The following is a 22,580-nucleotide window of genomic DNA, read 5'->3' on the forward strand; positions in this document are numbered from 1 at the left end:
GTTAGCTGTTAAGATCGATGGTCAGTTGTATAGTAAAACTGTTGTCAAGTTTATGGATTGTTAACGAATAGTTGTTTTCATATTGCAGTTCCAGTCTTTTTTTTACATTTTCCAGCCCTATGCCCGAGTGCCCAGTCGAAGCTAATTGCGGATAGTCCTGATAACTATTACTGATGTTGAATTGAAGTTTTCCTTCTTCCTCAACACAGGATAACTCTATGCCTCCTTTTTGATTTGGAAGACGGTTTACGTGTTTAAATGCGTTTTCGACAAAACAGATGAGCATCAATGGTGCAATATATAAATCCTTTGAAGATTGATTCCATGAACAGCTTACATCCAGTTCGTCGCCCCATCGCATTTTTTCTATGGCTATAAAATCCTGTAAATATTGCAGTTCGCGTGTTAAAAGTACGAGGGGTTGGTTGCACTCATAGAGCTGGTACCTCAGAATGTCCGAAAATTTCAGAAGCAAATAATCGGCCATTTCCACATTCTTTTTCATGAGGATATGAATATGGTTCAAGACATTAAACATAAAATGAGGATTGACCTGATCCTGTAAAAATTTCACCTGACTTTCAAGGAAATTCTGCTGCAATTGACTGTGTATGCGTTGAATATCAGTATTTTCCTGATAAAATCTAATCCCGCAGGCCGTACCATTGATCAGTAGGGAAGATGGAATACCTTGATAGAAATGAGTGAGTATTAGATCTGTCCGTTCATGGTTAGATATTCCTTCTTTGGTGAGAATGAAGTAGTAATCTATGCCACCAATTAAAATAGCTAAAATGATCACAAAAGCGATCGCTTTCAGCACAAAAGGTTTCATTTGTCGAGTCTTGATCGCTTCAGGCAAAACCCGGTCACTCAGCCATTGTGATACAACAATGGACGAAACCATAATTAGTGATGTATGGAATAGGGCCTGTAACGCATTGAATTCATCTTTTATTTGAATCCATACTGCAAATCCAAGTACAAGCCAAAAGAGGCTAAGGAAAAGATGTTTATTTAAATAGTCTTTTTTGAACATATCACGATTTAAAAAAAATACCCTTGGAGCCTGATTCCTAGGTAGCTCCAAAGGTAAAACTTATTCATTGTTTTAGAAGATAAAGTAACCCAATCCAATAGAAAATGCCTGTGGTTTGGATTTAAAAGATTTGTTAAGGTCAGAAAAACCGCGTTCATAGCGAACATCAAGTGTAAATCGCTGAATATCGACTCCCAAACCGCCGGTAACTTGTAAGTTCGATTTGTCAAAATGTTTGATTCCCTGTTGTATTGCTTTGAGAGGCGGCAAATTGTCGTTTAGCGTATAGCTGTAAATTGCACCAGCTAATACTCGGAAATTGATGTCCTGATTTTGGTAGATTTTGTAGCCTGCAACGACGGGGATATCAATCGCATTCCATTTGAGTTTGCTTTCGGTTTGCCCTTGCGGTTTAAGGGCTGCTTTGCGTTTATTGAAAAGAGCTTCACCCTGGATATAAGCTCTTCCAAGATTAACTCTTGCCATACCCCCTACGTGTAATCCTATGGCATATTTGTCATCTAAGTCTGCTAATTCGGTATTGAGTTTGTTGAGACTACTTCCCCCTTTAATACCCAATTGAATGAAAGGTTGCTCCTGAGCAAACAGTTTTTTGCTAAACATCATGGCAAATAATACGATGCATGATAAAATTGCGTTTTTATTCATTTTATATTGTTTTAATTTGTCCAAAAGAACAAAGGATCAATTCCTTGGCAAAAAGAGTTTGACGAACGGCATTTTTGGAGTGACGAAGGTTATTATAGGGATGATTAGTCTGTCAAGATTTCTATTTGTTTGTCAAGATTTCTGGCTTAAGCGTCTTTTTTCTAGGATTGATGGGAAAAGGTCTATTATTTTTTTTAACTTACAAGATAGATTTTGTTTGGTCAATTGTGTTGTACAAATAATCGATTTCATGAAAAATCCGTTGAAGCGAACGTTTTCCTTTTCCTATCTGGTATGGCCGTTTTGTCTGCTTATACTAACATCCTGTTCTAAAGAAGGACTTAATTCACAAGGAGGTCTAATAGATCCCGGTTTTAAAGCTGTCAACTTACAAACCGGAATCAAGGAAAATGTGATTCCGATCAAAGCGGATTTATGGTATGTGTCCTATGTCAAAGATGTCCTTACAGGAGAAATATTGAAAGATTCCACTGGAAAAAAGCTCAAATTGGAGCTTACGGGCTCGATTGGAGTTGACGGTGGATGGCTAAAGTTGGAAAAAACAATTAATAACGAGCTTAAATTGACCTTATTGGAAAATTTTAGTGATCAGCCCAGGAGTTTTGCCATTGGCATATTGTCAGCGGATAAAATGGATGAAGTGAATTTTATTCAAACTAGGGCTGATGGATATGAGTTGGTCAAAAAAGAAATCAAAGAAGTAAAAGAAAACCGGAAGATCTATGTCAGTACCGAAGGGTGTACTGCGATGAATCTGGTAAATAGCTCAAATCGAGAGCGAAAAGTCGATATCACTGCCATTTTTAAGGACGTAAAATATAGTTCCGAATTCATAAGTGACAGCTACGGTGCTTTTGACTGGCTCAATAAAACAGATTCTACGATTTTCATGGATGAATTAATGGTAAATGGTGGAGTTCGCTGGCAAGGTAAAGTTCCTTACAGCAAAGGCAAAACTTTTGAAAATTATATTAAATCTGGAGATAAACAAGAATTGCTGCTCAAAGCCAATGCCCAGATGACCGTGAGAGGTGAATTTAAATACCTCGAAAGAACTTGCAATTATATCTTCACCATCAAGAATAAAACATCCGGGTACGAATTCCAAGTGAAGGGTACCTGGAAGCAAAAGGTTCCGCTGACCCCACTGACTATTTTGCAATAAGATTATTTATTCTACTAAACTAGCGATGTAGGCATTTACTTTCATGAGGCGTGTAGTGCATGGTTTTCTGTTTTGTAGAATACCTTGAAATTCGCCGTTAGTTTGGTTCTTTTAACGAGAGACTAAAAGTAAACTTCTTTTGCATTAAAAAGCTATAAATAGTAACAATAAAAGTGCAGAGAATTTGTGATGGAGTAGGATAACAAAGAAATTGCTCAACAAATAACTTCAACAGAAGGTAATTTATCAATAAAGAACCGAGATTGGAGAATAGATATCTACCTAACATCGTATAAACCGTAAATCCTAGAACTTGACAAATATATAAATCTGCCTACCTATAGCGGGTAGATGATTGACAAATGGTTTGAATTGAGAAAAAATTAGGATTACATCGCTATCTTTTCTTATAATTGCATTAAATTAGATTTATTCTAAATAACTGTGAAGAGCGAAAATACCATAATTGTTGATTTTAAGACTCCTAATGATTTTGAGGTCCTTTATAGGAATACTTCCGAGCAGTTATTCAATATTATTTTTAAACAGGTAAGAGACCACGCGATCACAGAAGAACTTGTACAGAATATTTATCTCAGACTTTGGGAAAGAAGGTTTGAAATCCAACTATCCATCCCTATACAACATTATTTGAATCGTGCTGCTAAACTCGCAGCTTTAGATTACCTCAAAACCAATAATCGTCGGAACATACATCTTAAGCAGCTTTATATTGAGCAGGAAAAGAGCGATAATGTCACTGAGAAAACTGTCTTTTTCAGGGATTTAAAGAAGAGGATCCATGCAATAACCGATCAGTTACCTCCCAAGTGCAGAACAGTTTTTGTTATGAGCAGAGAACAGGGGCTTAATACCCGTACGATTTCGCAACGTTTGTCAATCGCTGAAAAGACTGTTGAAGCACATCTGACCAAAGCTTTGAAAGCGATCAAAAATAGTATCGATCGAAAAATATAAAAAAAATCAAAACAGACTAAGGGTATTAGGTACTTTGGCCAACTATACTAATAAAGGGGCTATAATTAGATAATTGACGTTTCCTTTGAAAAATTGATATAACAACAATACGTATTACACAAGAGCTGTATTTTGGAAATTAACCCAGATATTTTAAAACGATATAATGAGCATACGGCCAGCGAAGCCGAACGCAAAGCAGTTGAAGAATGGCTCGATGATCATTCAGTTGAAACTAGTATTATCCCAACGAATGAATTGTATGCCATGAAAGCATCTGTATGGGATCGTGTTCATGAAAATATAATAGGAACAAATGTAGTCAAGCTTGTGGGGACACGGAAAAAAAGTGACTACCTTCCGTTGACAGCGGCTCTTGGATTACTATTACTAATAGGTTTAATCTGCCAACAATTGACTTCACGCGATCAGCGCTACTCCGATGCCATTGTCATTACTTCTGCCCAGGGTGATGTTGAGATTTTGGACGACCACTGCAGATTACAATTTTCGGGATACCTTCAGGTCTTCAACCGTTCATCTAAAGTTAAATCAATTGAATGTAGCAACGGCGAGAAATACACCTTGGCACCAGGCGAGACCTATTATCTGGAAACCATCGATGGCAAACATTCTATTGTACAAGAAAGCAATCTTTCACCAGAAGATAATTGTTCGCGTTTCATCCGCGGTGATGTGAAAATATATGCGGGAAAAGCTAAAAACAATGTATAAAATTTACAGATTTCGAATCACAAATTACGCTATTTTAACGATCTGTCTGCTAGCTCTCTTTCTGACTGCTTGCAACAGTCCGTCAAATAGTAAGATGAATAACGATAATGGATTGCTTGTGATCGGAACGCGTGTGAATACCCCCAAAGGGCGGATGTTCTATTTGGGAGCCTATCGGGATATACCCCAAAAAGTTGATCCCAAAGATATGTTGCTCTTGGGGCGCGAAAATGCGATATATTCCTATGGCGAGCATCCTTACATTTGGGATGGTATCTCTGCTATGCTGAGGAAGTATCATGTAGATAAACAGATGAAGATAACGGCGACTGACTCTATTCATTTCAAAAGCTTAGTTAACAGTGAATCGTTTGGTTCGTTAGCCTTTATTTCCGAGCAAGAGGCTTACGCATTCTTTCTTGCCGACGGAAAGATTATCCAGTTCAATCCAACTACAATGCGTGTTACAGCATCTCTGAACGTACAACCACTTCCGAAGGGAAAAGCTACAGAAGTCAATACAAACACCTATTATTCCTTTGTAACGGACGATCATACCGTACTATTGCCTATAGGAACAAATCCCAATAGCTTTGCTAAATTTCCGACCAATGCCCAGGTTGCTGTTTTCAATTACAAGGGAAAGAAAATACAGTATACAAGTGATTCACGTATGTCGCTAGGGTATAATAATTTTGCTGTGGATATTTTGAATGGCGACCTGTATTACAGACCTTCTAAGTATATCGCGCGAGCACAGGATTATTCACCTGTAGTAGATTCACCGCCAACAGGAGGTTTGTTGAAGGTTCAGAAAGATGGGAACTTTGATACGGACTTCTTTGTCGATCTTCAGAAAGTACTTGATGCGCATCGTATCGTGTCGGTTATTTATATCAAAGGTAAAGATGTACTGGTGCAGTATATTGAAAAGGGATGGAGAGTTCCAGAAGATCCCGGGGCCTGGTTTAACTACCCGACCAAATTGGCGGTGGTTGATTTGCATAAAATGACCTATAAGGATCAACCTCTTTTAGAGAAATATGGAACCATTTATCCAGTGGGTGAGGTGGATGGTAAACAATATTTTTCCAATTTCGGAGCGCAAGATGGTACCTATCATTTTCTTGAACAGGATGATGGCCAAATTTTCAAAACTAGAATAGAGGCTCTTGGCGGAAGTGGTATCTATATCGCCCGTATCAGATAACGATAAAATATTTGTCGAATAATTGAAATGCTGTTTGCTAACAGCAATGGGAATGTTATTGACTAGTTTTTTTCGTTTAGTGTAAATATTTGTTGTTGTATATATATTATTCATGTTTTTTTATTTTTTCAGTTATGAAATCAGTTTTATCAATTTTCTTATGTTGCATATTATCCTTTGCTGCCACGGCGCAAACGCAGGACAAAGTCAAAGGAAAGATTATGATATCCGAAAGCATTCCGGCAAAAGATGCACTATTGAGACTCCTGAATACGGCCTACCAGACTAGGACCAATGCCGCTGGTGAATTCTATTTTAATGATGTACCTCCGGGAAAATACATTCTTCAGGCCTCTGTCAATGACGTGGAGATTATCCGTGAAAATATCAGTATTAGGGAAAATGCAGACAACCTTCCTGTCATTTATGTGATCAAAAAAATGAACAATTTAGATGGGGTAACCGTGTATGGATATAAAAGAAACAAATTCTTGGATCAGGATACAACAATGATTGCCAAGATGCCACTATCTTATATGGAAAATCCGCAGGCATATACCAGCATCAACCAAACGATCATGAAGGAGCAATTGACTACTGACGTTTCTGATGCATTGCGTAATGTACCTGGTATGATTAAGATGCAGGGTAGTCCTGGTCGAGGTAGTGGCGACGGTAGCTTCTATTACAGTTTGCGGGGATTTCCAACGAAGGTTTCTATGGTGGATGGCGTCCCCGCTACGACAAATGGGGAGATTGATCCAGCAGATATAGAACGTATAGAAGTAATCAAAGGACCAGCAGGAACCTTGTATGGTGGTGCCGTGACTTCTTTTGGCGGATTGATTAATGTGACGACAAAGAAGCCCCGTGACTATTTTGGTGGCGAAGTAGCCTATACATTTGGAAGTTTTAATCTCAATCGACTGACTGCCGATGTCTATGGTCCTGTAGATCGCAATAGAAAAACACTATTTCGATTGAATAGTGCTTATCAATATCAGAATGGATTTAGGGATTCCGAATTCAGAAAATCATTCTTTGTCGCGCCAACGTTCAATTATCAGGTCAGTGACCGTTTGACATTTAACCTTGGAGCACAAATCTATAATTACGAAGGTACTAATACGCCTATTATCTTCTTGAGCAGAAACCGCCAATTTTTTGCCAGAACACCGAAAGAGTTAGGTTTTGACTGGACAAGATCCTATTCTAATAACGATATGACATTGAAAGCTCCGGCAATTAATATCAAAGGTGAGATCAATTATCGGATATCAGATACCTGGACTTCCCAGACCATTATCTCTAGAAATTTTCGTAAAACGGAAGGCCTTTATCAGTATCAGTTCATCCGCGGGAATACCAGTGATGCTTTGCTTGAGCGCAACGTGCAATGGAACAATTCTGAGGCTGCTTCAACAAGCATACAACACAATCTCAATGGGACATTCCAGTTGGGAAGCATTAAAAATAAACTGCTAATTGGAATTGATTATCTCAATCAGTCCTTACGTAATAACCATTCACCTATCGTGAAGTACGATACCGTAAATGCCCAAAATCTGACAAGTGGCTATGGTTTTATTTCCCGGGAACTGGCAACGGCAAGTATTCAGAAATCAAAAGGCAATATGATCAGAACCTACGCATCTAACAATGTTTATGGCGCTTATATCTCCGATGTTGTCTACCTGACAGATCGCTGGACTACCCTTTTAAGTCTGCGTTTAGACCATTTTGATTCCAGAGGACAGCTCAATCTGAATACGAACGTTCGTGATGGAGAATATAAACAAACAGCTTTATCCCCCAAATTTGGTATGGTCTATCAGTTGGTAAAGGAGCAGCTTTCAGCTTATGCGAATTACATGAATGGCTTTAGTAATGTTGCACCGGTTGACAATAAAGGAATTGTAGGTTATAGTAATATTTTAAAGCCGCAAATGGCTGGACAATGGGAGGCGGGATTAAAGGCTAATCTTTGGAAAAATCGCTTCAACATGACTGCATCTTATTATGATATCACGGTGAATAATATGAGCAGGGATATTGAAGTTACCCAGGATGGACAATCTGCTATTGTCACGATCCAGGATGGAGAACAACGTAGTAAAGGTGTTGAATTTGAACTGATCACTAACCCGGTGAGAGGATTAAATATTATGGCCGGATATACTTACAACGATAGTAAATTTCAGAAAGCTGATGCTTCAGTTGAAGGGCGAAGACCTGCATCTGCAGGACCGGCAAATGTCTTTAACTCTTGGCTTAGCTATGTATTTCAGAATAGAACCCTTCATGGATTTGGAATCGGACTTGGTGTTAACCGTGTCGGTGAGCAGATTACTGTAGATCAAGAAGCGACAGGTCGGTTCACCTTTCCGGCATACACGCTGGTCAATACATCTCTTTTTCTGGAAAGAGATAAATATCGATTTGCAGTGCGTATGAATAATTTGACCAATAGCGAATATTTTGCAGGACAGGGGGTAATCGTGGCTCAGATGCCACGTAATTTTGCTGTGCAGCTCAGCCTGAGGTTTTAACTAGATCATAAAAAAGCCACATCAGATGATGTGGCTTTTTTATGATCTGCTTAATAGCTATACAATGTCTTATTTGACTTGTGTAATTGTTCCGTTAGTAACGCTTCCCCAATTTGTAAGACTTCCATAAACAATTAATTTAGACTTACTGTTGGCAAATTCTACCTTTCCGCTACCATTAATAGTCAAGTTACCGTATACGACAACTTCACCGTCAATAACCACTTTACCATTGATAAATGAAGTGGATTTTGATCCGACAGTTCCCTGAGAAAGTGAACCTGTTACGCTCAATATGCCACTCCCGTTCACGGTAAAGGTTCCACCAATAACGCCTGAACCTACCAAATTCATCGTTGAATTGACGTTAATGTTTTGCTTCAAAGCTATTGAACCATACATGTTGAATACACCGCTGTTGATGTTAACAGAATTTCCATTGATATTAAGTGTTCCACACCAGTTAAAATTCCTGTTGATATTTACGTTTGAAGCAAATGTTTTTGTATCCGAGTAGCTCGCTTCACTATTAACATTCAGGTCTCCTTGTGTACTGCCTGTGAAAGCAGGATAAGTACCATTACAGCTCGGAGTTGTTGGTTTCAGATCGATGAGTTTAAGAATTTTTAAGCCACCTTTTCCAGTTGCGACAAAAACATAGTTATCTCTACTGATGACAAAATTACTTGAACTATTGTCAATCGCATTGAAACTTGCACTACCAATATAGTTAAAGTTGTTTTGTGTGTCAAATTGATAAGCTGCGATACCAGCGCCACCGTTGGCAACAAACACACGTTTGTCGTTTGTGGATACAGCATTGGTCACAATATCTTCCGGATCCATGTTGCTGTCATCAGGACTTACTGGAATACTAATGCGTTTATCCAAAGCTCCTGTATTTATACTATAAATACCCAAGCCCTGAGCGCCTTCAGAAGCTAAAAGATAACTGCTGTAAAAATCAATAGTACGCTTTGCTGAACTTGGATTTTGACCCACATTGATTGTTTTAACCGGATCAAGATTATTGGATACAACTTTTATCCCCTGTGTTCCTGAAAGCACATACACTTGATTCTGGTATGTTCTTACAGATAGGAGATCCGCAATAGTTACCGATTTTTCGATAGCACCCGAAGATTTATTGATTTTAGAAATAGCACCAGCATTACCTGAAACAGCATACTGGCTTTCGTTGTTAAAAGTAACATCTGTTGCCACATAACTTGGTAGACCTGTATAACGATAAGCATCGGTAGGTAAGCCATTCTGAAGCGGTAAAACAATAAGAACTGCAGGGGAGGTCATTTTTGCCAATACACCTTCATCTGCTGCTCCAGCTAAGAGTAGGCTATTGCCATCAACCGCTAATGAGCTTATGTCGATATTCGGCAATTTGGCATTTACGATAAGACGTGGCTTGTTAATATCTGAAATGTCGATGACATCGACACCACCAAGATATCGATCGCCTTCGGTATTGTAACTTACATAAGCGTAGTTGCCCGAAACAGCAACATGGGTTGCACGAAGCTTATTGCCTTCATAATCCGGAGGAGCGACTTGTGCGACCAATGCTAACGAGAAGTCTGGGTTTTGAGTAGCAGTGACTGTCGAACCATTGGCTGCTCGCTTACCGGATGCTAAAAGATTAGATAACGGCAATAAACCAGCATTTTGATGATCTAAACGTGCATTCAGTTGACTTGCATTATTGTCAATAACAACAGATTGATTTTTAGGATCATCAATGTTATCATTGTTTTTGTTACAGCTAATAATTGCGGTCAATGTCAATGCTAGAAGTGGCAGGTAAAATTTCTGTTTCATAATATTATATATCTATCGCAAAAGTAAACCAAAAATCTTATAGTTAAGTTTTGTTGCAGTTAATTTTTATAAAGCTGTAGTTGTTTTACTACTAGATTTTAGCTGTGTAAACTTTTAATGAACATAAATTTTCCCATTACATGCTCAACTGAGTTTACATGTATAGAAAAGGGTCTGACATAATTCAGACCCTTACTTTTTGAAGATGAAATTCTTTGTTTCTTCTTGTCGTTGTGGTTCCCCTTTTATATGGAGTTATTTTTTTTCTAATTCTCATTTGAAATTTAACGTATTAAAGCAGCTTAAAGAAGGACTCCTTTATCGCTGCTCCTTGGGCAATGATTTCTTGAGGCTCAAATGTCATAAACTGCAAAGCTTTTGATTTGTGGCGTTTCTGTCGCTTCGATGACATGAAAGCGAATTTTAGATGTTTTGATCTTGTCAAACTTATGTATCCTTTTGTTGCCAACTGATTCACCAGAAGCAACGTTTACCCAATTACTATCGATCCAGGCGGCTATGGTGTATTTTCGAATACGCTCGCCACGCTGTATTACCTCACCAAAGATGACCTGATTTACAGTTTTAGGCGTTTTCAGGTCTAGGGTAAAGTCTTTTGCTGCTTTGTTTTTAACGATTGCTACGGGATGGGATATGACAGTGGCCAATGCTCTGCCAAACTCCGCTAGTCGATCAACATCCTCCGTAGGAACTAGGCCGCTCGTATCGACTACAATGCCCAGTAACATGTTGGAATTTCTGCCTACACTGGTATAGTAGGAATCCACTAGCTGATCCACCGAAAGGAGCTTCTGTCCATTTTCTTTCCAAAACCATCCACCTTGCCAACCGGTGCGCATCGGAAAATCGGCTTCTCCAGGGCACCATAGTGATCCATTTGGATTGCCGTTCAAACCATCGATCACAATTGTTCCGGTAGCTGATGTCGTAAAATCCGAACGGCTCCAATTGGGATACGGTGCTCTTCCTTCTTCATTTCCTATCCATCGTATTAAATTTTTGGCATCACTTGGACCTTGAAAAACCACAGCATCAGGTTGTAGTTTTTTTAGTAACGGAGCAATATCTGGTCCGCCATCTTTTATGGGCAGTACCCCACCATCAAACCAAATTTCAAACAGCTTACCATAATTTGACCATAATTCGGAAAGCTGCGTTTTCACAACATCATTGTATTGTTGCTGCGTAAGTGGGCCTCCTGATTGAACTTTACCTGGATTATTCACATGCAAATATCCATTGGCGGAAGCACTGGCATAGATGCCAGGTCTGATGCCATATTTTTGACAGGATTGGATAAAATCCTTTACGATATCGCCTTTTCCTGCTTTCCAAGGTGATTTGCTGATATTATAGTCATGTGCTTTGGTAGGCCATAAGCTGAATCCCGAACAATGCTTTGCGACGAGCACAGCATATTTTGCACCTGCAGCTTTGGCAGCCTTGATCCATTGATCTGTGTCCAATTTGCTAGGGTTAAAGACTGAGGCAGGAGGGTGCGAGCCCCATTGTTGCCATTTATAGTCAGGTACATAATTTACAACATCGAAGTGAAAAATCACCCCGATCTCCGCTTCAGCCCATGCTACATGGGCCGGAGAAGGGATCACTTCCTTTTGTTGGGCGTTACAAAGTAAGCCCGACAAAAGGAAGTGGATCATTAAAATATAGTTCTTCATTTTTATTCGTACTATTGCCATCCTGTATTCTGTCCCAATGTAGGATTTAAACTTATTTCCTCTAACGGTATTGGAAATAAATACATTTTGTCATTCCATGATCTTTTTTCTAGTGCAGTGTAGATCCGAATATAAAAATCGCCATTGACGGTTATACCATTGACTTGTGCCGCTGGATATTTGGCTCTCAAAGCTGGAGTAAGTTTCATCCCTAATATAGTTTCAGGACGTTCGATTCTTTTTCCTGCTTTCCAGCGTAACAGATCGTCAAATCTGAAACCTTCGTCAGCCAGTTCGACTCTGCGTTCCCGTCTAATTTCGTCAATCAGAACCGGAACCTCTGGAAATACCGAATTGGGATCTCTTTTTAATGAAGCAATAATCATATCAGGCATACCAACACGTTTTCGCAGCAGATTGATGCTTTTGTCGATATCCGTTTGTTTGATATCCCCTAGTTCTGCTTTAGCTTCGGCATAAATCAACAATATCTCAGCATATCGGAAGATAAAGAAGTCCAAAGTCGATTGATTGGCTTGCCACATAGCAGGGTCTGAGCTTCTTCCTTTAATCAACTGATACCCTGTATTGGCAGTGTTAGTTCCAATTCTCGGTAAATCGATAATGTCTTTCGATCCATCGCTGTTTTGTAGTAATACGAAGCCCTTGGTTGCAATTGTTTGTTTGGCCCGTGGGTCGCGATCGGCAAATTCATCCTCAGGCGTATTGTCCCCTTTATATTTTGTGCTAAGTGCGGTAGGTAGTCCATCTGAGCAAAGATAATTTTGGACGAAATCCTTACTATAACCAGTTCCTGTCTCGCCCAAAGTCCTGCTGATACCATTCATTAGGATGCTTTGGAGGTAGCGCCTTCCAAGGATAGACTCGGTATTGCCATTGAGTTCTTGCTGGATAAACAGATTATAATAATCCGTTGTCGGGTTCCCGGTGGAGTATAGAGAATATTTATTTGATCCCATAATAAGTTCGGCAGCACTGACCGCTTCGCGAAGATATTTTTCGCTCCCTTCGACGCCAAAATATTTCCTTCGGGTTCCTTCCCATAAGCATATCCGGGCTTTGAGCGCAGCAGCGGCATACTTATGCAAGCGACCCGCAGAAACGTTGTCGGCAGGAATATTATCAAGAGCGAAATTTAGGTCGGCTAGGACCGAATCCATCACGATATTCCGCGACGTTCTCGGCGCATAGAGCTCTTCACTTTTTTCCGTAAGATCCTTACTGTACCAGGCAACATCTCCATAACGCTTGGAGAGACCCCAATAAAAAAGGGCGCGGAAGAACCGGACCTCACCGGCGTATTGATTTTTAATTGCCTGACTAGCTTCGGCGTTGTTGTAGCGCTGTAAGAAATAATTTACATTCCGAATATTTGTCCAGTTATAACCGGCATCTGTATTGGGGACAACATATTGGCCAGCTAAAAAAGCGTTTATACTACTCGGGACTTTATCGTCTGACTGATTGTCTTGGATAAAATTTTGGGTAGGCAGAGAAGTATAAAACTGATTCGCATAGAGCATCAGGTCATTTTCGTTCTTGAAGAAGGTTGGTTCGGTGATCGAGGACAAAGGTAGTCTGTCTAGGTAGCTATCTTTTTTACAAGAAGCAATAAATGCCAATGAACCGAGTATGAGTAGTGTTTTTAATGTTTTCATAATTTAAAAGCTAAATCTTATCAATTAAAATCCAAGTTGTAGTCCAAATGCCACCGATTTACTTTGTGGAGCATCTTGAAAATTGAGAACTTCAGGATCGAAGGCATCAAATAAGCTCGTAAACGTAAGGAGATTCTGTCCCGAAATATACACACGTGCACGACCAAGTTTTGCCCGTTCAGTCCATTTTTTAGGTAATGAATAACCGAGTGTAAGTTGTTTCACCCGAAGGTAGGCAGCGTTTTGAAGGTATTTTGTCTGCTGTTGCGAGTTGCCACCATTACCAAATCGTAGCCTCGGAAAATAAGCATCTCTGTTTTCTGGTGTCCAATAATCTGTTGCATAGACAAAAGGGACATTCCATTCGCTCGTAAATCCCCAGAAAGCACTATTGCTGATCCAGGTATCTCGTTTGCCTATACCTTGTAAGAAAGCGGAGAAATCGAAGTTCTTGTAATTTAACCCCATGTTAAGGCCAAACGAATACCGAGGGGTGGAATTTCCGATGATTTTTCGGTCCCCAGGGTTACCGACCGTATTGTTGCCGAAGTCGATCTTACCATCATTATTTAAATCTGCATAACGGATATCTCCAGGTCTCCAGGTACCACCCCATACTTGGGTCTGTTTTGGGGTCGAATCGATTTCTTCCTGACTTTGAAAGTAACCCTGTGTTTCAAAACCCCATATCTCGCCGTCTAATTTACCTTCATACCAGTTATTGAATATTTTGGTAGTATTCAGCGGATATTTTGTGAGCTTGGCATGATTGTCCGATAGCGAAAGCATCAAGTCATAGGAAAGCTCGTCGCCTATGCGGTCATTCCAACCAACACTAAGTTCCCATCCCTTGGTAACCAATGTACCAGCATTTTGGCTCGGTGCGGCTGTTCCCAGTACGGATGGCAGTGGAACCCCTGCAACAAGCATATCGCGTGTACGTCTTTCGTAAACGTCAAAGCTACCGGTAAGACGATTTTTAAGTAAGGCGAAATCTAGACCGAAATTGGTCGTGGCCGATTTTTCCCAGGTAAAGTTTGTGCTTACAAGCCCTGGAGCCCCCACACTTACACCGGTTTGATTACCAAAAATATAACCTACACTATTGTTTACGGGCATTGTTGGCAGGTAAGGATAGAAATTAGTCGCAGAGTACAGATCATTACTGTTAAAGCCTTGGTTAGGCAATTCACCGTATGATCCTCTCAATTTCAAGTCATTGACAACATCCTTAATTCCCGCCATAAAGTTCTCTTCAGAAATCCGCCAACCTGCAGAAACAGAGGGAGTGAAGACGTATCTTTTATCTGCAGAAAAACGGGAGGATCCGTCGTAGCGACCATTGATTTCCAATAGGTATTTCTTATCAAAAATATAGTTCAGTCTGAAAACTGTTCCAAAGAGTGCCCACTCGTTTTCAGCTCCGGTTACACTTGGTCTAGGATCATTATTTAGATTAATAGCGGGTTTGGTAGGGTCAACAAGATTATTTGCGAAAATGCCTAATCGTTTGTAGCGGCTGCTCTCCCGATTGATACCCGCCATTGCTTTAAAATAATGCTTTTCCGCGAAGGTGTTTTCGTATGTAGCAAAAGCATTTAAAGCAAAGTAATTATGGTTATCTGTTGTTTCTGATACAGATGAAGGATTTGTCCAAGGAAATGTGCCAAGCAGAATCCCATTCACACCATATTCCTTAAAAGGAATCTGATGGCTTTGTAAGAAGTTGTTGTAGGCATTCCAGGTATAATCAGCGACGACTGACACATGTTCGATAGGTTTGATTTTCACTCCTCCGGTTAGCCATAAGTCATTAGAATATCGTTTTCTTTTTCCATTGTTAGCCGCTACAGCGAAAGGATTGGTAAAACTGCCCTGTCCTGAAAAGTTGCCATCAGGATGTCGAATTGGCATAGTCGGTCTCAAGTCTCCAGAGATCCATCCAGATGATGTTCCCCCCGTAACGACTCCGGCGGTTTCTTTATCGTCTATATGAGTGAGGGCGAAATTTCCTGTTAAGGTTAGCCAATCTGTAATCTCAGAGTTTACTTTCATCGATGGATTCAAACGTTGATACTTTTGGCCAGCCTCTTTAAAAAGCCCCTTTTGTTGTAGATATCCTAAAGAAGTGATGACCGAAGTTGCACCACGGCCACCCTGTAATGATAGATTGTGTCTTTGCATCGGCGCCCAACCTGGATATTGTTCCTTAATCCAGTCTGTATTTCCTACATAACGATACTTGGCTGGATTGGAAGGGTCTACATACACCGGAAGGTTGTTGGCAGGATCGTTAAAGTAGGCATTTGCAAGAATAGAATCTTGTTCTGTAAAAGACTCTGTCGCCGTGGTTCCGCCGTCTTGTCCGTTTCGATTTGCCTGGCGGTGCATCCTAATGTAATCGATCGAATTGATGTATTTGGCCATTTTGGTAGGCCTGGAAATGGTGTATTCTCCTGTATAATTGATTTGTGGATTTTGGCTTTTCGGATTCTTTGTCTGAATCAAGATGACGCCATAGGCCGCTCTACCGCCATATATAGCTGCCGCAGCAGCATCTTTTAAAACGGTTACATTTTCCACATCCGAAGGATCAATAGAATTGGGGTCACGTTGTACCCCGTCTACTAAAATCAGTGGACCTGCGGTACCGCCATTGATCGAACCTGTACCGCGGATATTGAATTGAGAACCAGTGCCAGGTTTGCCATTGGCCGAAGTGATGTTTAGGTTTGGAACCAAACCTTGTAGTCCTTGACCTAAATTCGCAATTGGACGATCAGCTAGACGTTTGGCACTTACAGTTGCGACTGCTCCGGTCAGATTCTCTTTCTTTTGGGTACCGAATCCGACAACAACGACTTCCTCGAGGTTACTGTTTGCTGCCTTTAGAACAACATTGATTTCGTTTTTCCCCTGCGTGGGTATTTCTGCTGTTGCATATCCAACGGAGCTAATAATCAAAATGCTGTTTGATTCCGGTACAGTAAGGGAAAACTCCCCTTGGGCATTGGTACTTGTGCCGATGGTACTACCTTTTAAAAGAACATTTATACCAGGAAGAGCTTGCCCATTTTCGTTTGTCACTCGCCCTGTGATTGTCCGTTTTTGAATATTGTCATTGACGTTTTTAGCAATAAGCTTTGGCGCCAATTTAAGCCCTATAGCGATAGAGCGTCCCTTTATTTGATAATCTAACGATTTATCGACTAAGAGTTCATCCAATAGAGAGCTGATCGATTTATTGTTAGCACTGATCGTGATCGGTTTAATATTTTTCAGGTCGTTCTCGTCATAAATGAACGTGTAACCAGACTGTCTACTGATCTCAATCAATATATTTTTCAGTTGTGCTTTATGCTGGTTGAGGTTAATGCGCTGTGCGCGAACATTTCCCATAGCCGCCATAATGGAAGCCAATAATAGAACAAAGGTTAGTTTCATAGACAGGTGTGTCTTGTAAGATTTCAGGTATTGGTAATAATACCTTGGATGATCTTTTTTCATATTTTTTAAGTTTAATAAACAATGCAGGTTGACATCTATACAGTCCTTGGTTGCGGAGACCATATTAGTCAGATTTACATTGGCGGTTATAGGTTTTCGTTCCAGGTTTCTGAGGAACTAACACAATAATTGGTTTCGGATCTCTTCTCGAATGTCGATGAAAAAGCTTTTCTTGTCAGGTTATCGCATAGCTACAATCCTCCTTCCTTCTCGTGTGAATTTTACGTTTGACTTCAACTCAATAGCCTGCAACACTTCAGATAATTTGGCGTCCCTTGGGATAATGGCTGAAAACTTACGATCGCCATAGGGGCCCATCTCGACTTCAACGTCATACCAACGTTCGATCTTGCGTGCATATTGGCTCAAAGGCTCCTCATGCAGTACATAAAGACCGTCCTTCCATGCATAACTATCTTCAATACCGCTGGTTGTTATTTCAATAGCATCTTTTCCATTGACAATTGCCTGTTGCCCCGGACTTAAGAGGGCCTGATGTTTAGTCTTTGTGTCCATAATGCGCAGACTGCCACTGACAAGTGTCGTGTATGAACGGCCATTGTCATTATAGGTATTGACGTTGAAACTTGTCCCCAGTACTTCAATACGCTGTTGTGCTGTTTGTATGACAAATGGTTTGTGTATATTTTTGGTAACTTCCAGGTAGACTTCACCTGTCAGCTGGATTTGTCTTTCTTTACCAATAAAGGCCGCTGGATAAGTGATAGAAGATAAGGCATTCAACCATGCTTTGGTACCATCAGGCAGCACGACTTCAAATTGACCGGCAGCAGGTGTTGAAAGCCGGATTGTTTTTACATTCTCCGTTTCAATGATCGTCGTTCCATTATTGTATCCCAATGAGCCTTCTTTTGAGATAATGCTGCTATTTTTTCCGTCTAGAGCAATTGCTGGTTGTCCATCTATTGATAATAACGCTTTGTTTTTGCCTGGCGCAATGTCATCAACAAACAATTCATGTTTGCTTTCTTGATTATTATTCCGTTGTAGATATAGTATTGTTCCAATTGTAAAAAAAGCGAGGAGAATTGCAGCAATTGCTATAATGTACCCTTTATTATTATAAGGCTGCTCTTTAGAGATTCCCTTTAATCTTTTTTGTAGTTCGATTACATCCGAAATTAGCTCCTTGTCAGATGGAATTTGGTCTTCACCTAGATTAAGATACCATTCTTCAACAAGCGCTTGTTCTTGTGTTGTACATTTCCCTTCTAGATATTTCTTAAGTAAGGACGGGCCATTTCCATGCTCTTGGTTCATCATGATAATATAGTTGGTTACTTCTATATGACGGATGAGAAGGGGGGAGAGGGGGGGGATTAGAAAATTTTACAAAAAAACAGTAAGCTTACCCAAAGCAGGCTTCCTAATTTACTGCGAAGCAGACGTAGGGCTTCTTTCATATAACTGCGAACGCTATGTTCTGATAGATTAAGCTTTTTTGCGATATCCTTGTGACTGAGATAGTGCTCCCTACTCAGTTCAAAGACCTCTCTTACGCGTGGGGAAAGCTTATTAAGCACACGATCTATTTGTTCCTGAAGCAATTTCTCCCTTAGGGAATGGTCTGTACCTCCAGTATGATGTGTTGTAATAGGAGGTAATGAGGCCAAATACTTAGTTTTTGATTGTTCTTTGGCGATGTGATCTATTACACGGTAGCGTATGGCACTGTGGAGGTAGGCAGATATTTCTCCCTGGATAGCCAACGTATACCTGTTTTGCCAAATCGAAGCAAATAAGTCATGGACGATATCCTTAGCGGCTTCGCGATCTTGCAACTTATTGGTTGCGTGAAGATATAATAAGGCAAAATAAGTGTTATAGAGCTTCTGAAAGGCAAGAGAGTTCCCATTCTTTAGCTCTTGCAGTAGATCCCTTTCTTCTATTTTTTGCTTATTGTACATGATCAATGGACAATATTAGTAAACAATGCATAGTTGAGCAAATCTATTCAGTTTTTGTTTGCATGCACACGATTGCGTAATATTTGATGTTTTTCAAGAATGCCCATTTACAGACTAATATGATTCTCTACTAGTCAATATTTGCGATAGCTTTTTATTGCTTTCTCCTAACGCTTTCCAATAACTTGAATAGAAAAAACGTTTATTTCAGTTCTATACCGATATGTGTATTATTAGATTATAAAATGAAATTGATAATTTTGAAGATAGTTAAACCATTCAAAAGCCTGTAAATTATTTGTATGCAAAGAATAATATGTTTTACCGTTAGCTACCTACTTTTCAGTGCTATTTATCTGCAAGGTTGCATAAATAGTGGAGGTACCATAGAACAGCGGGGAAAAGAGTCCTCGGTCCCCATACCATCTAATTTTGATTCACTGGAGTATTATTCTATGGATATTGATTTATTTAAAATAGGTGAATTGGAGGACAAAAAGAATAAATCTGAGAAGGAGTGTCTTTTGTTATCAGTATTAGAAGATGATAAGTTGGATCTTTCCCTTTTATCTCATTTGAAGAATATAGGCTATGTTAGGAGCTCACTGGATCAATCTCTCTATAGTGCTGTCGACTCACTATTTTTCTTAAAAACAAGAACAGATCATGTCGACACCTCTTGTATTTATGAATTTCGAGATATCCTTGTGTTCTATAAAAATAAGCAATGCATGGGGATCGCTAAGATCTGTTTTGATTGTAAAGCTATGGTTTCATGGAGCGAAAAACCAAATTTCGCAGGTTTCGGTGATTGGGAAGATTACGATAAATTGTATCTTTTACTCAAGAAAAAGTAAAATTTCATCAATAAATAAGCGAAACCATCCTGAGATGGTGAAAGAAAATAAGGTAGTAAAAATTCATCCGAAAATAACATATGTTTAAAATGAAACAAGTAATAAAAATCGTATTTATAGGACTATTCTTGACATTGTCTTTAAGCTCTTGTAGCGAGAAACTAAGTGGAAATGATCAATCGTCCTTTGATAGTTCTCGTAAAAAAGTAGAAGCAAAGCTGAATGATAAAGAAAAAGCGAACTTGGAAAAGGCCTTGCGAGTGGCATTATCCGAAGCGATGTGGCTCAAAATGAATGAACCTGAAAAGTATCATGAAGAATCAATAAACCATATATCGTTAGGTCTGATCGATGGCAAATCTTACGGTGCTGTATTGGACCTGGCCGATGATATCCTTCAAAAGCAGCAGGAACGGAAAATAGTGCATCTTCAACAAGAAATAGATAGTTTGCAAAAGCAGAAATCTGAATTTGAACGGGTAAAAAAAGACCTGGCCGTCTTTCAATTGGAACCTATTGAATTGGATCTCGAAGATTTTTTTGGCGAGTCTGTCCCAAGAATCATTGTAAGTATGAAGTATATAGGCAAACAGCCGCTAACAGGAAGTCAAGGTTTTTCGTATGTACTGAAAAAACGGTCTTCACAAGCTATTATCAGCGACGAGCAATCTGTTTTTGGCGAATCTGACAGTGTACTCCAGCCAGGTGAATCCCGGGTCAACACGATCGTTTTTAATCAGCAAAAAAAAGAGTATCCTAAACTTTGGAACTTCGCTAACTATCCCGTCAAAGGAATCAACCTGGCAGACTACGATTTGGAATTGATTGTGACAACACAATCCATCAAATCCAATGATCGGGAGACGGTTCTTCCAAAAAGTAGTGTAACGCTGATCAATGAAAATTTAAAGAAATTGGAAGATGAAATCACCGCATTAAAGAAGGAGAATATTAGCCTTGACGATCTGCAATTGACCTAGTTTTTATCATCCAGTCGCCTATTCTGTGCTGTGAAAATTATTTAAAAGGATCCGATAGCACCTTTAATTTATAGGTTATTCGGTCAACGTTGACAACCTGACGAATTTTAGATTAGACGAAATAAATAGGGAGCCGATAGTAACATCAGCTCTCTATGTATTCGTAATTCTCGGAATAATCGTAAACAGCTCCTTTTGTTTATAATTCCGATTACAGGTGTACGTTTATTTCTTGTCCCACCAAACTTTCGATAGGAAGGAGTCGCCATTTGTCATTCGTGCCGCAGCTTCCTTGAGATTCGACGCGTTCAGCTCAGCCTCTTCACTGGAATAAATCGCCCGACGTGGTATTTGTCCGTTGGTGGAACCTGGGTTAGGACCGGGGGTTAATCGAGGATATCCCGTACGTCGCCACTCAGCAAATGCTTCCATATCTCTGCCAAATAGGTGAATCCACTTTTGTGTCGCTATTTTCTCCATCTTCTGTTCGTCAGTCAGACTGTTTAAACTTAATATAGGTTCGTAGGAAGTTGGAATTGCCGCCATATTGTAGGGCGGAAGCGCCAACGCAGCTTTCACCCCTTCTGTAAAGAATGTTTGGGCATTGGCACTTGTAGCTCCCCAGCCTAATAGAGCCGCTTCGGCTTTGTAGAAACAGATATCCGAATAAGTAAAAGCATAACTCGGAATTGGAGCAAAGCTAAGACTAAACCAAGTTGATTTATTCGCTGTTGAATAATTGGCTCGAATCAATTGGGATAGTTGATTATCGGTCAGCGAGACCCCAATACCTTGATAGGTTGCCGTACCATTGACATTGACTGGTTCGGCAAGTAGTAGAAGCCTAGGGTCGTTGTATTCTTTTAGTTTATCGACTAATGTATTGGCAAGATAACATAGATCGGCACTTCCTGTTGTCATTTGACGCAGGATAGGGTTTTGGTTTTCAGCTTGAGCATCGTTGTAAGTCGGCACAGCCGCGTTGTCACTGTTGCTACTGAATAGACCTACTGTGGAGGTCATGGCTTCGGTAACCGTTTTCTGCGCCAAAGAAGGATTGGCGTACCGCAAGCGTATGCCGAGCTTTAATTTGAGCGAATTGCCAAATTTTTTCCATTTGTCAATGCTGCCTTTGTAAAAGAAATCTGAGGAGCCGTAAGACAGGTCTCCGCTGGTCAGCCTCGCAATAGCAGCATCGACTTTTTGAATGAGTGCCGGATAGATATCTTCTTGCTTGTCAAATTTGGGTGTACGGTTAATTTCCTTAGTGGATTTTGTAATCTCGGAGTAGGGGATATCCCCAAACAAGTCTGTAAGGCGTTGATAGAGGTAGGCTTCATAAAGTTCGGCAATAGCCAGTTTACTCCTGCCTTCTGCATTGTCTTCCTTGCCGCTCAATTCCTGTTTAATCTGAACGATATTGCGGAGCAAGGTGTAATGCTGTGACCAAATAAGATTTTCGGGTCCTTCAAAATATCGAGATACAGGTACTACCGGCCCCCCCGCCCAATGTTGGATCCAAGAGCCGAACTTGTTGTTGGGTAGTTCTCCAGACTCCTGAAAAGTACCATCACGTAGAACGCGGGCTATCAGTAAGGAAGGATCTACAGTGGTGACAGATGTTGGGGGCGTGTTGATTCGTTCGAAATCTTTGGTACAGGAACCTAGTCCAGCCACAGAAAAAAGTCCGACGATGAATGTATTTTTAAATAGTTTCTTTTTCATGATAA

Annotated in this window: 17 protein-coding genes; 7 read left to right on the top strand and 10 right to left on the bottom strand. The window is 40.1% G+C overall.

The genetic code is table 11. The features are described 5' to 3' along the window. Position 1 precedes the first annotated feature (1 nt). Positions 2 to 1,039, bottom strand: a complete 1,038-nt coding sequence (locus BGP15_RS00750; protein ID WP_286768443.1) for a sensor histidine kinase — start codon at positions 1,037 to 1,039, stop codon at positions 2 to 4. Positions 1,040 to 1,111: 72 nt separating this feature from the next. After that, complete coding sequence (locus BGP15_RS00755; RefSeq protein ID WP_201665801.1) at positions 1,112 to 1,708, bottom strand: porin family protein; 597 nt, start codon at positions 1,706 to 1,708, stop codon at positions 1,112 to 1,114. A gap of 250 nt (positions 1,709 to 1,958) precedes the next feature. Between BGP15_RS00755 and BGP15_RS00760 the strand changes: the two genes are divergently transcribed. Continuing rightward, a complete protein-coding gene (locus tag BGP15_RS00760) occupies positions 1,959 to 2,894 on the top strand; it encodes a hypothetical protein (protein ID WP_286768444.1) in 936 nt (311 codons plus the stop codon). 97 nt (positions 2,895 to 2,991) lie between these two features. Here BGP15_RS00760 and BGP15_RS26890 read toward each other — a convergent pair whose 3' ends face one another. After that, on the bottom strand, positions 2,992 to 3,183 hold the full coding sequence (locus BGP15_RS26890) for a GtrA family protein (RefSeq protein WP_353681971.1): 192 nt from the start codon (positions 3,181 to 3,183) through the stop codon (positions 2,992 to 2,994). Positions 3,184 to 3,338: 155 nt separating this feature from the next. Here BGP15_RS26890 and BGP15_RS00765 point away from each other — a divergent pair, with 155 nt between their 5' ends. The 4 genes from BGP15_RS00765 (at position 3,339) to BGP15_RS00780 (ending at position 8,366) form a co-directional block, all read left to right on the top strand. Further along, a complete protein-coding gene (locus tag BGP15_RS00765; RefSeq protein WP_286768445.1) occupies positions 3,339 to 3,872 on the top strand; it encodes a sigma-70 family RNA polymerase sigma factor in 534 nt (177 codons plus the stop codon). Between the two features lie 132 nt (positions 3,873 to 4,004). After that, complete coding sequence (locus tag BGP15_RS00770; RefSeq protein WP_286752525.1) at positions 4,005 to 4,607, top strand: hypothetical protein; 603 nt, start codon at positions 4,005 to 4,007, stop codon at positions 4,605 to 4,607. Positions 4,608 to 4,701: 94 nt separating this feature from the next. Beyond that, positions 4,702 to 5,817, top strand: coding sequence for a DUF4374 domain-containing protein (locus BGP15_RS00775; protein ID WP_286768446.1), 1,116 nt, complete (start codon positions 4,702 to 4,704; stop codon positions 5,815 to 5,817). Positions 5,818 to 5,951: 134 nt separating this feature from the next. After that, positions 5,952 to 8,366, top strand: a complete 2,415-nt coding sequence (locus tag BGP15_RS00780; protein ID WP_286752527.1) for a TonB-dependent receptor — start codon at positions 5,952 to 5,954, stop codon at positions 8,364 to 8,366. 69 nt (positions 8,367 to 8,435) lie between these two features. Here the strand turns inward: BGP15_RS00780 and BGP15_RS00785 are convergent, their stop codons facing one another. From BGP15_RS00785 to BGP15_RS00810, 6 genes are all read right to left on the bottom strand, one after another. Next, the gene (locus tag BGP15_RS00785) at positions 8,436 to 10,199 is read right to left on the bottom strand and encodes an LVIVD repeat-containing protein (protein ID WP_286768447.1); all 1,764 of its coding nucleotides are present in this window, start codon (positions 10,197 to 10,199) and stop codon (positions 8,436 to 8,438) included. A gap of 353 nt (positions 10,200 to 10,552) precedes the next feature. Beyond that, positions 10,553 to 11,899, bottom strand: coding sequence for an alpha-L-fucosidase (locus BGP15_RS00790; protein WP_286768448.1), 1,347 nt, complete (start codon positions 11,897 to 11,899; stop codon positions 10,553 to 10,555). A gap of 11 nt (positions 11,900 to 11,910) precedes the next feature. Next, on the bottom strand, positions 11,911 to 13,578 hold the full coding sequence (locus BGP15_RS00795) for a RagB/SusD family nutrient uptake outer membrane protein (RefSeq protein ID WP_286768449.1): 1,668 nt from the start codon (positions 13,576 to 13,578) through the stop codon (positions 11,911 to 11,913). A 24-nt stretch (positions 13,579 to 13,602) separates the two neighbouring features. Next, positions 13,603 to 17,085, bottom strand: a complete 3,483-nt coding sequence (locus BGP15_RS00800) for a TonB-dependent receptor (RefSeq protein ID WP_286768450.1) — start codon at positions 17,083 to 17,085, stop codon at positions 13,603 to 13,605. A gap of 180 nt (positions 17,086 to 17,265) precedes the next feature. After that, positions 17,266 to 18,369: a FecR family protein gene (locus BGP15_RS00805; RefSeq protein WP_286768451.1), complete on the bottom strand. Its 1,104-nt coding sequence runs from the start codon at positions 18,367 to 18,369 to the stop codon at positions 17,266 to 17,268. A 56-nt stretch (positions 18,370 to 18,425) separates the two neighbouring features. Continuing rightward, complete coding sequence (locus BGP15_RS00810; RefSeq protein ID WP_046672100.1) at positions 18,426 to 19,013, bottom strand: RNA polymerase sigma factor; 588 nt, start codon at positions 19,011 to 19,013, stop codon at positions 18,426 to 18,428. Between the two features lie 302 nt (positions 19,014 to 19,315). Here BGP15_RS00810 and BGP15_RS00815 point away from each other — a divergent pair, with 302 nt between their 5' ends. Together BGP15_RS00815 and BGP15_RS00820 are read left to right on the top strand one after the other, a co-directional pair. Beyond that, positions 19,316 to 19,870 (top strand): hypothetical protein, encoded by a 555-nt coding sequence (locus BGP15_RS00815; RefSeq protein WP_286768452.1) that lies wholly within the window; start codon positions 19,316 to 19,318, stop codon positions 19,868 to 19,870. A gap of 89 nt (positions 19,871 to 19,959) precedes the next feature. Beyond that, positions 19,960 to 20,850, top strand: coding sequence for a DUF6694 family lipoprotein (locus tag BGP15_RS00820; protein WP_286768453.1), 891 nt, complete (start codon positions 19,960 to 19,962; stop codon positions 20,848 to 20,850). Positions 20,851 to 21,075: 225 nt separating this feature from the next. Here the strand turns inward: BGP15_RS00820 and BGP15_RS00825 are convergent, their stop codons facing one another. Continuing rightward, entirely contained in the window at positions 21,076 to 22,575 is a 1,500-nt protein-coding gene (locus tag BGP15_RS00825) for a SusD/RagB family nutrient-binding outer membrane lipoprotein (protein ID WP_286768454.1), read from the bottom strand. Positions 22,576 to 22,580: the final 5 nt, after the last annotated feature.

The sequence above is a fragment of the Sphingobacterium sp. 40-24 genome (assembly GCF_001899705.1).
Classification (GTDB): Bacteria; Bacteroidota; Bacteroidia; order Sphingobacteriales; family Sphingobacteriaceae; genus Sphingobacterium; species Sphingobacterium multivorum.

Coding starts and splice junctions, on each gene's coding strand:
- BGP15_RS00800 (WP_286768450.1), bottom strand. CDS start 17,085: ATGAAAAAAGATCATCCAAGGTATTATTACCAATACCTGAAATCTTAC.
- BGP15_RS00775 (WP_286768446.1), top strand. CDS start 4,702: ATGAATAACGATAATGGATTGCTTGTGATCGGAACGCGTGTGAATACC.
- BGP15_RS00825 (WP_286768454.1), bottom strand. CDS start 22,575: ATGAAAAAGAAACTATTTAAAAATACATTCATCGTCGGACTTTTTTCT.
- BGP15_RS00755 (WP_201665801.1), bottom strand. CDS start 1,708: ATGAATAAAAACGCAATTTTATCATGCATCGTATTATTTGCCATGATG.
- BGP15_RS00750 (WP_286768443.1), bottom strand. CDS start 1,039: ATGTTCAAAAAAGACTATTTAAATAAACATCTTTTCCTTAGCCTCTTT.
- BGP15_RS00820 (WP_286768453.1), top strand. CDS start 19,960: ATGAAACAAGTAATAAAAATCGTATTTATAGGACTATTCTTGACATTG.
- BGP15_RS00760 (WP_286768444.1), top strand. CDS start 1,959: ATGAAAAATCCGTTGAAGCGAACGTTTTCCTTTTCCTATCTGGTATGG.
- BGP15_RS00805 (WP_286768451.1), bottom strand. CDS start 18,369: ATGATGAACCAAGAGCATGGAAATGGCCCGTCCTTACTTAAGAAATAT.
- BGP15_RS00815 (WP_286768452.1), top strand. CDS start 19,316: ATGCAAAGAATAATATGTTTTACCGTTAGCTACCTACTTTTCAGTGCT.
- BGP15_RS00790 (WP_286768448.1), bottom strand. CDS start 11,899: ATGAAGAACTATATTTTAATGATCCACTTCCTTTTGTCGGGCTTACTT.
- BGP15_RS00810 (WP_046672100.1), bottom strand. CDS start 19,013: ATGTACAATAAGCAAAAAATAGAAGAAAGGGATCTACTGCAAGAGCTA.
- BGP15_RS00795 (WP_286768449.1), bottom strand. CDS start 13,578: ATGAAAACATTAAAAACACTACTCATACTCGGTTCATTGGCATTTATT.
- BGP15_RS00785 (WP_286768447.1), bottom strand. CDS start 10,199: ATGAAACAGAAATTTTACCTGCCACTTCTAGCATTGACATTGACCGCA.
- BGP15_RS00780 (WP_286752527.1), top strand. CDS start 5,952: ATGAAATCAGTTTTATCAATTTTCTTATGTTGCATATTATCCTTTGCT.
- BGP15_RS26890 (WP_353681971.1), bottom strand. CDS start 3,183: ATGTTAGGTAGATATCTATTCTCCAATCTCGGTTCTTTATTGATAAAT.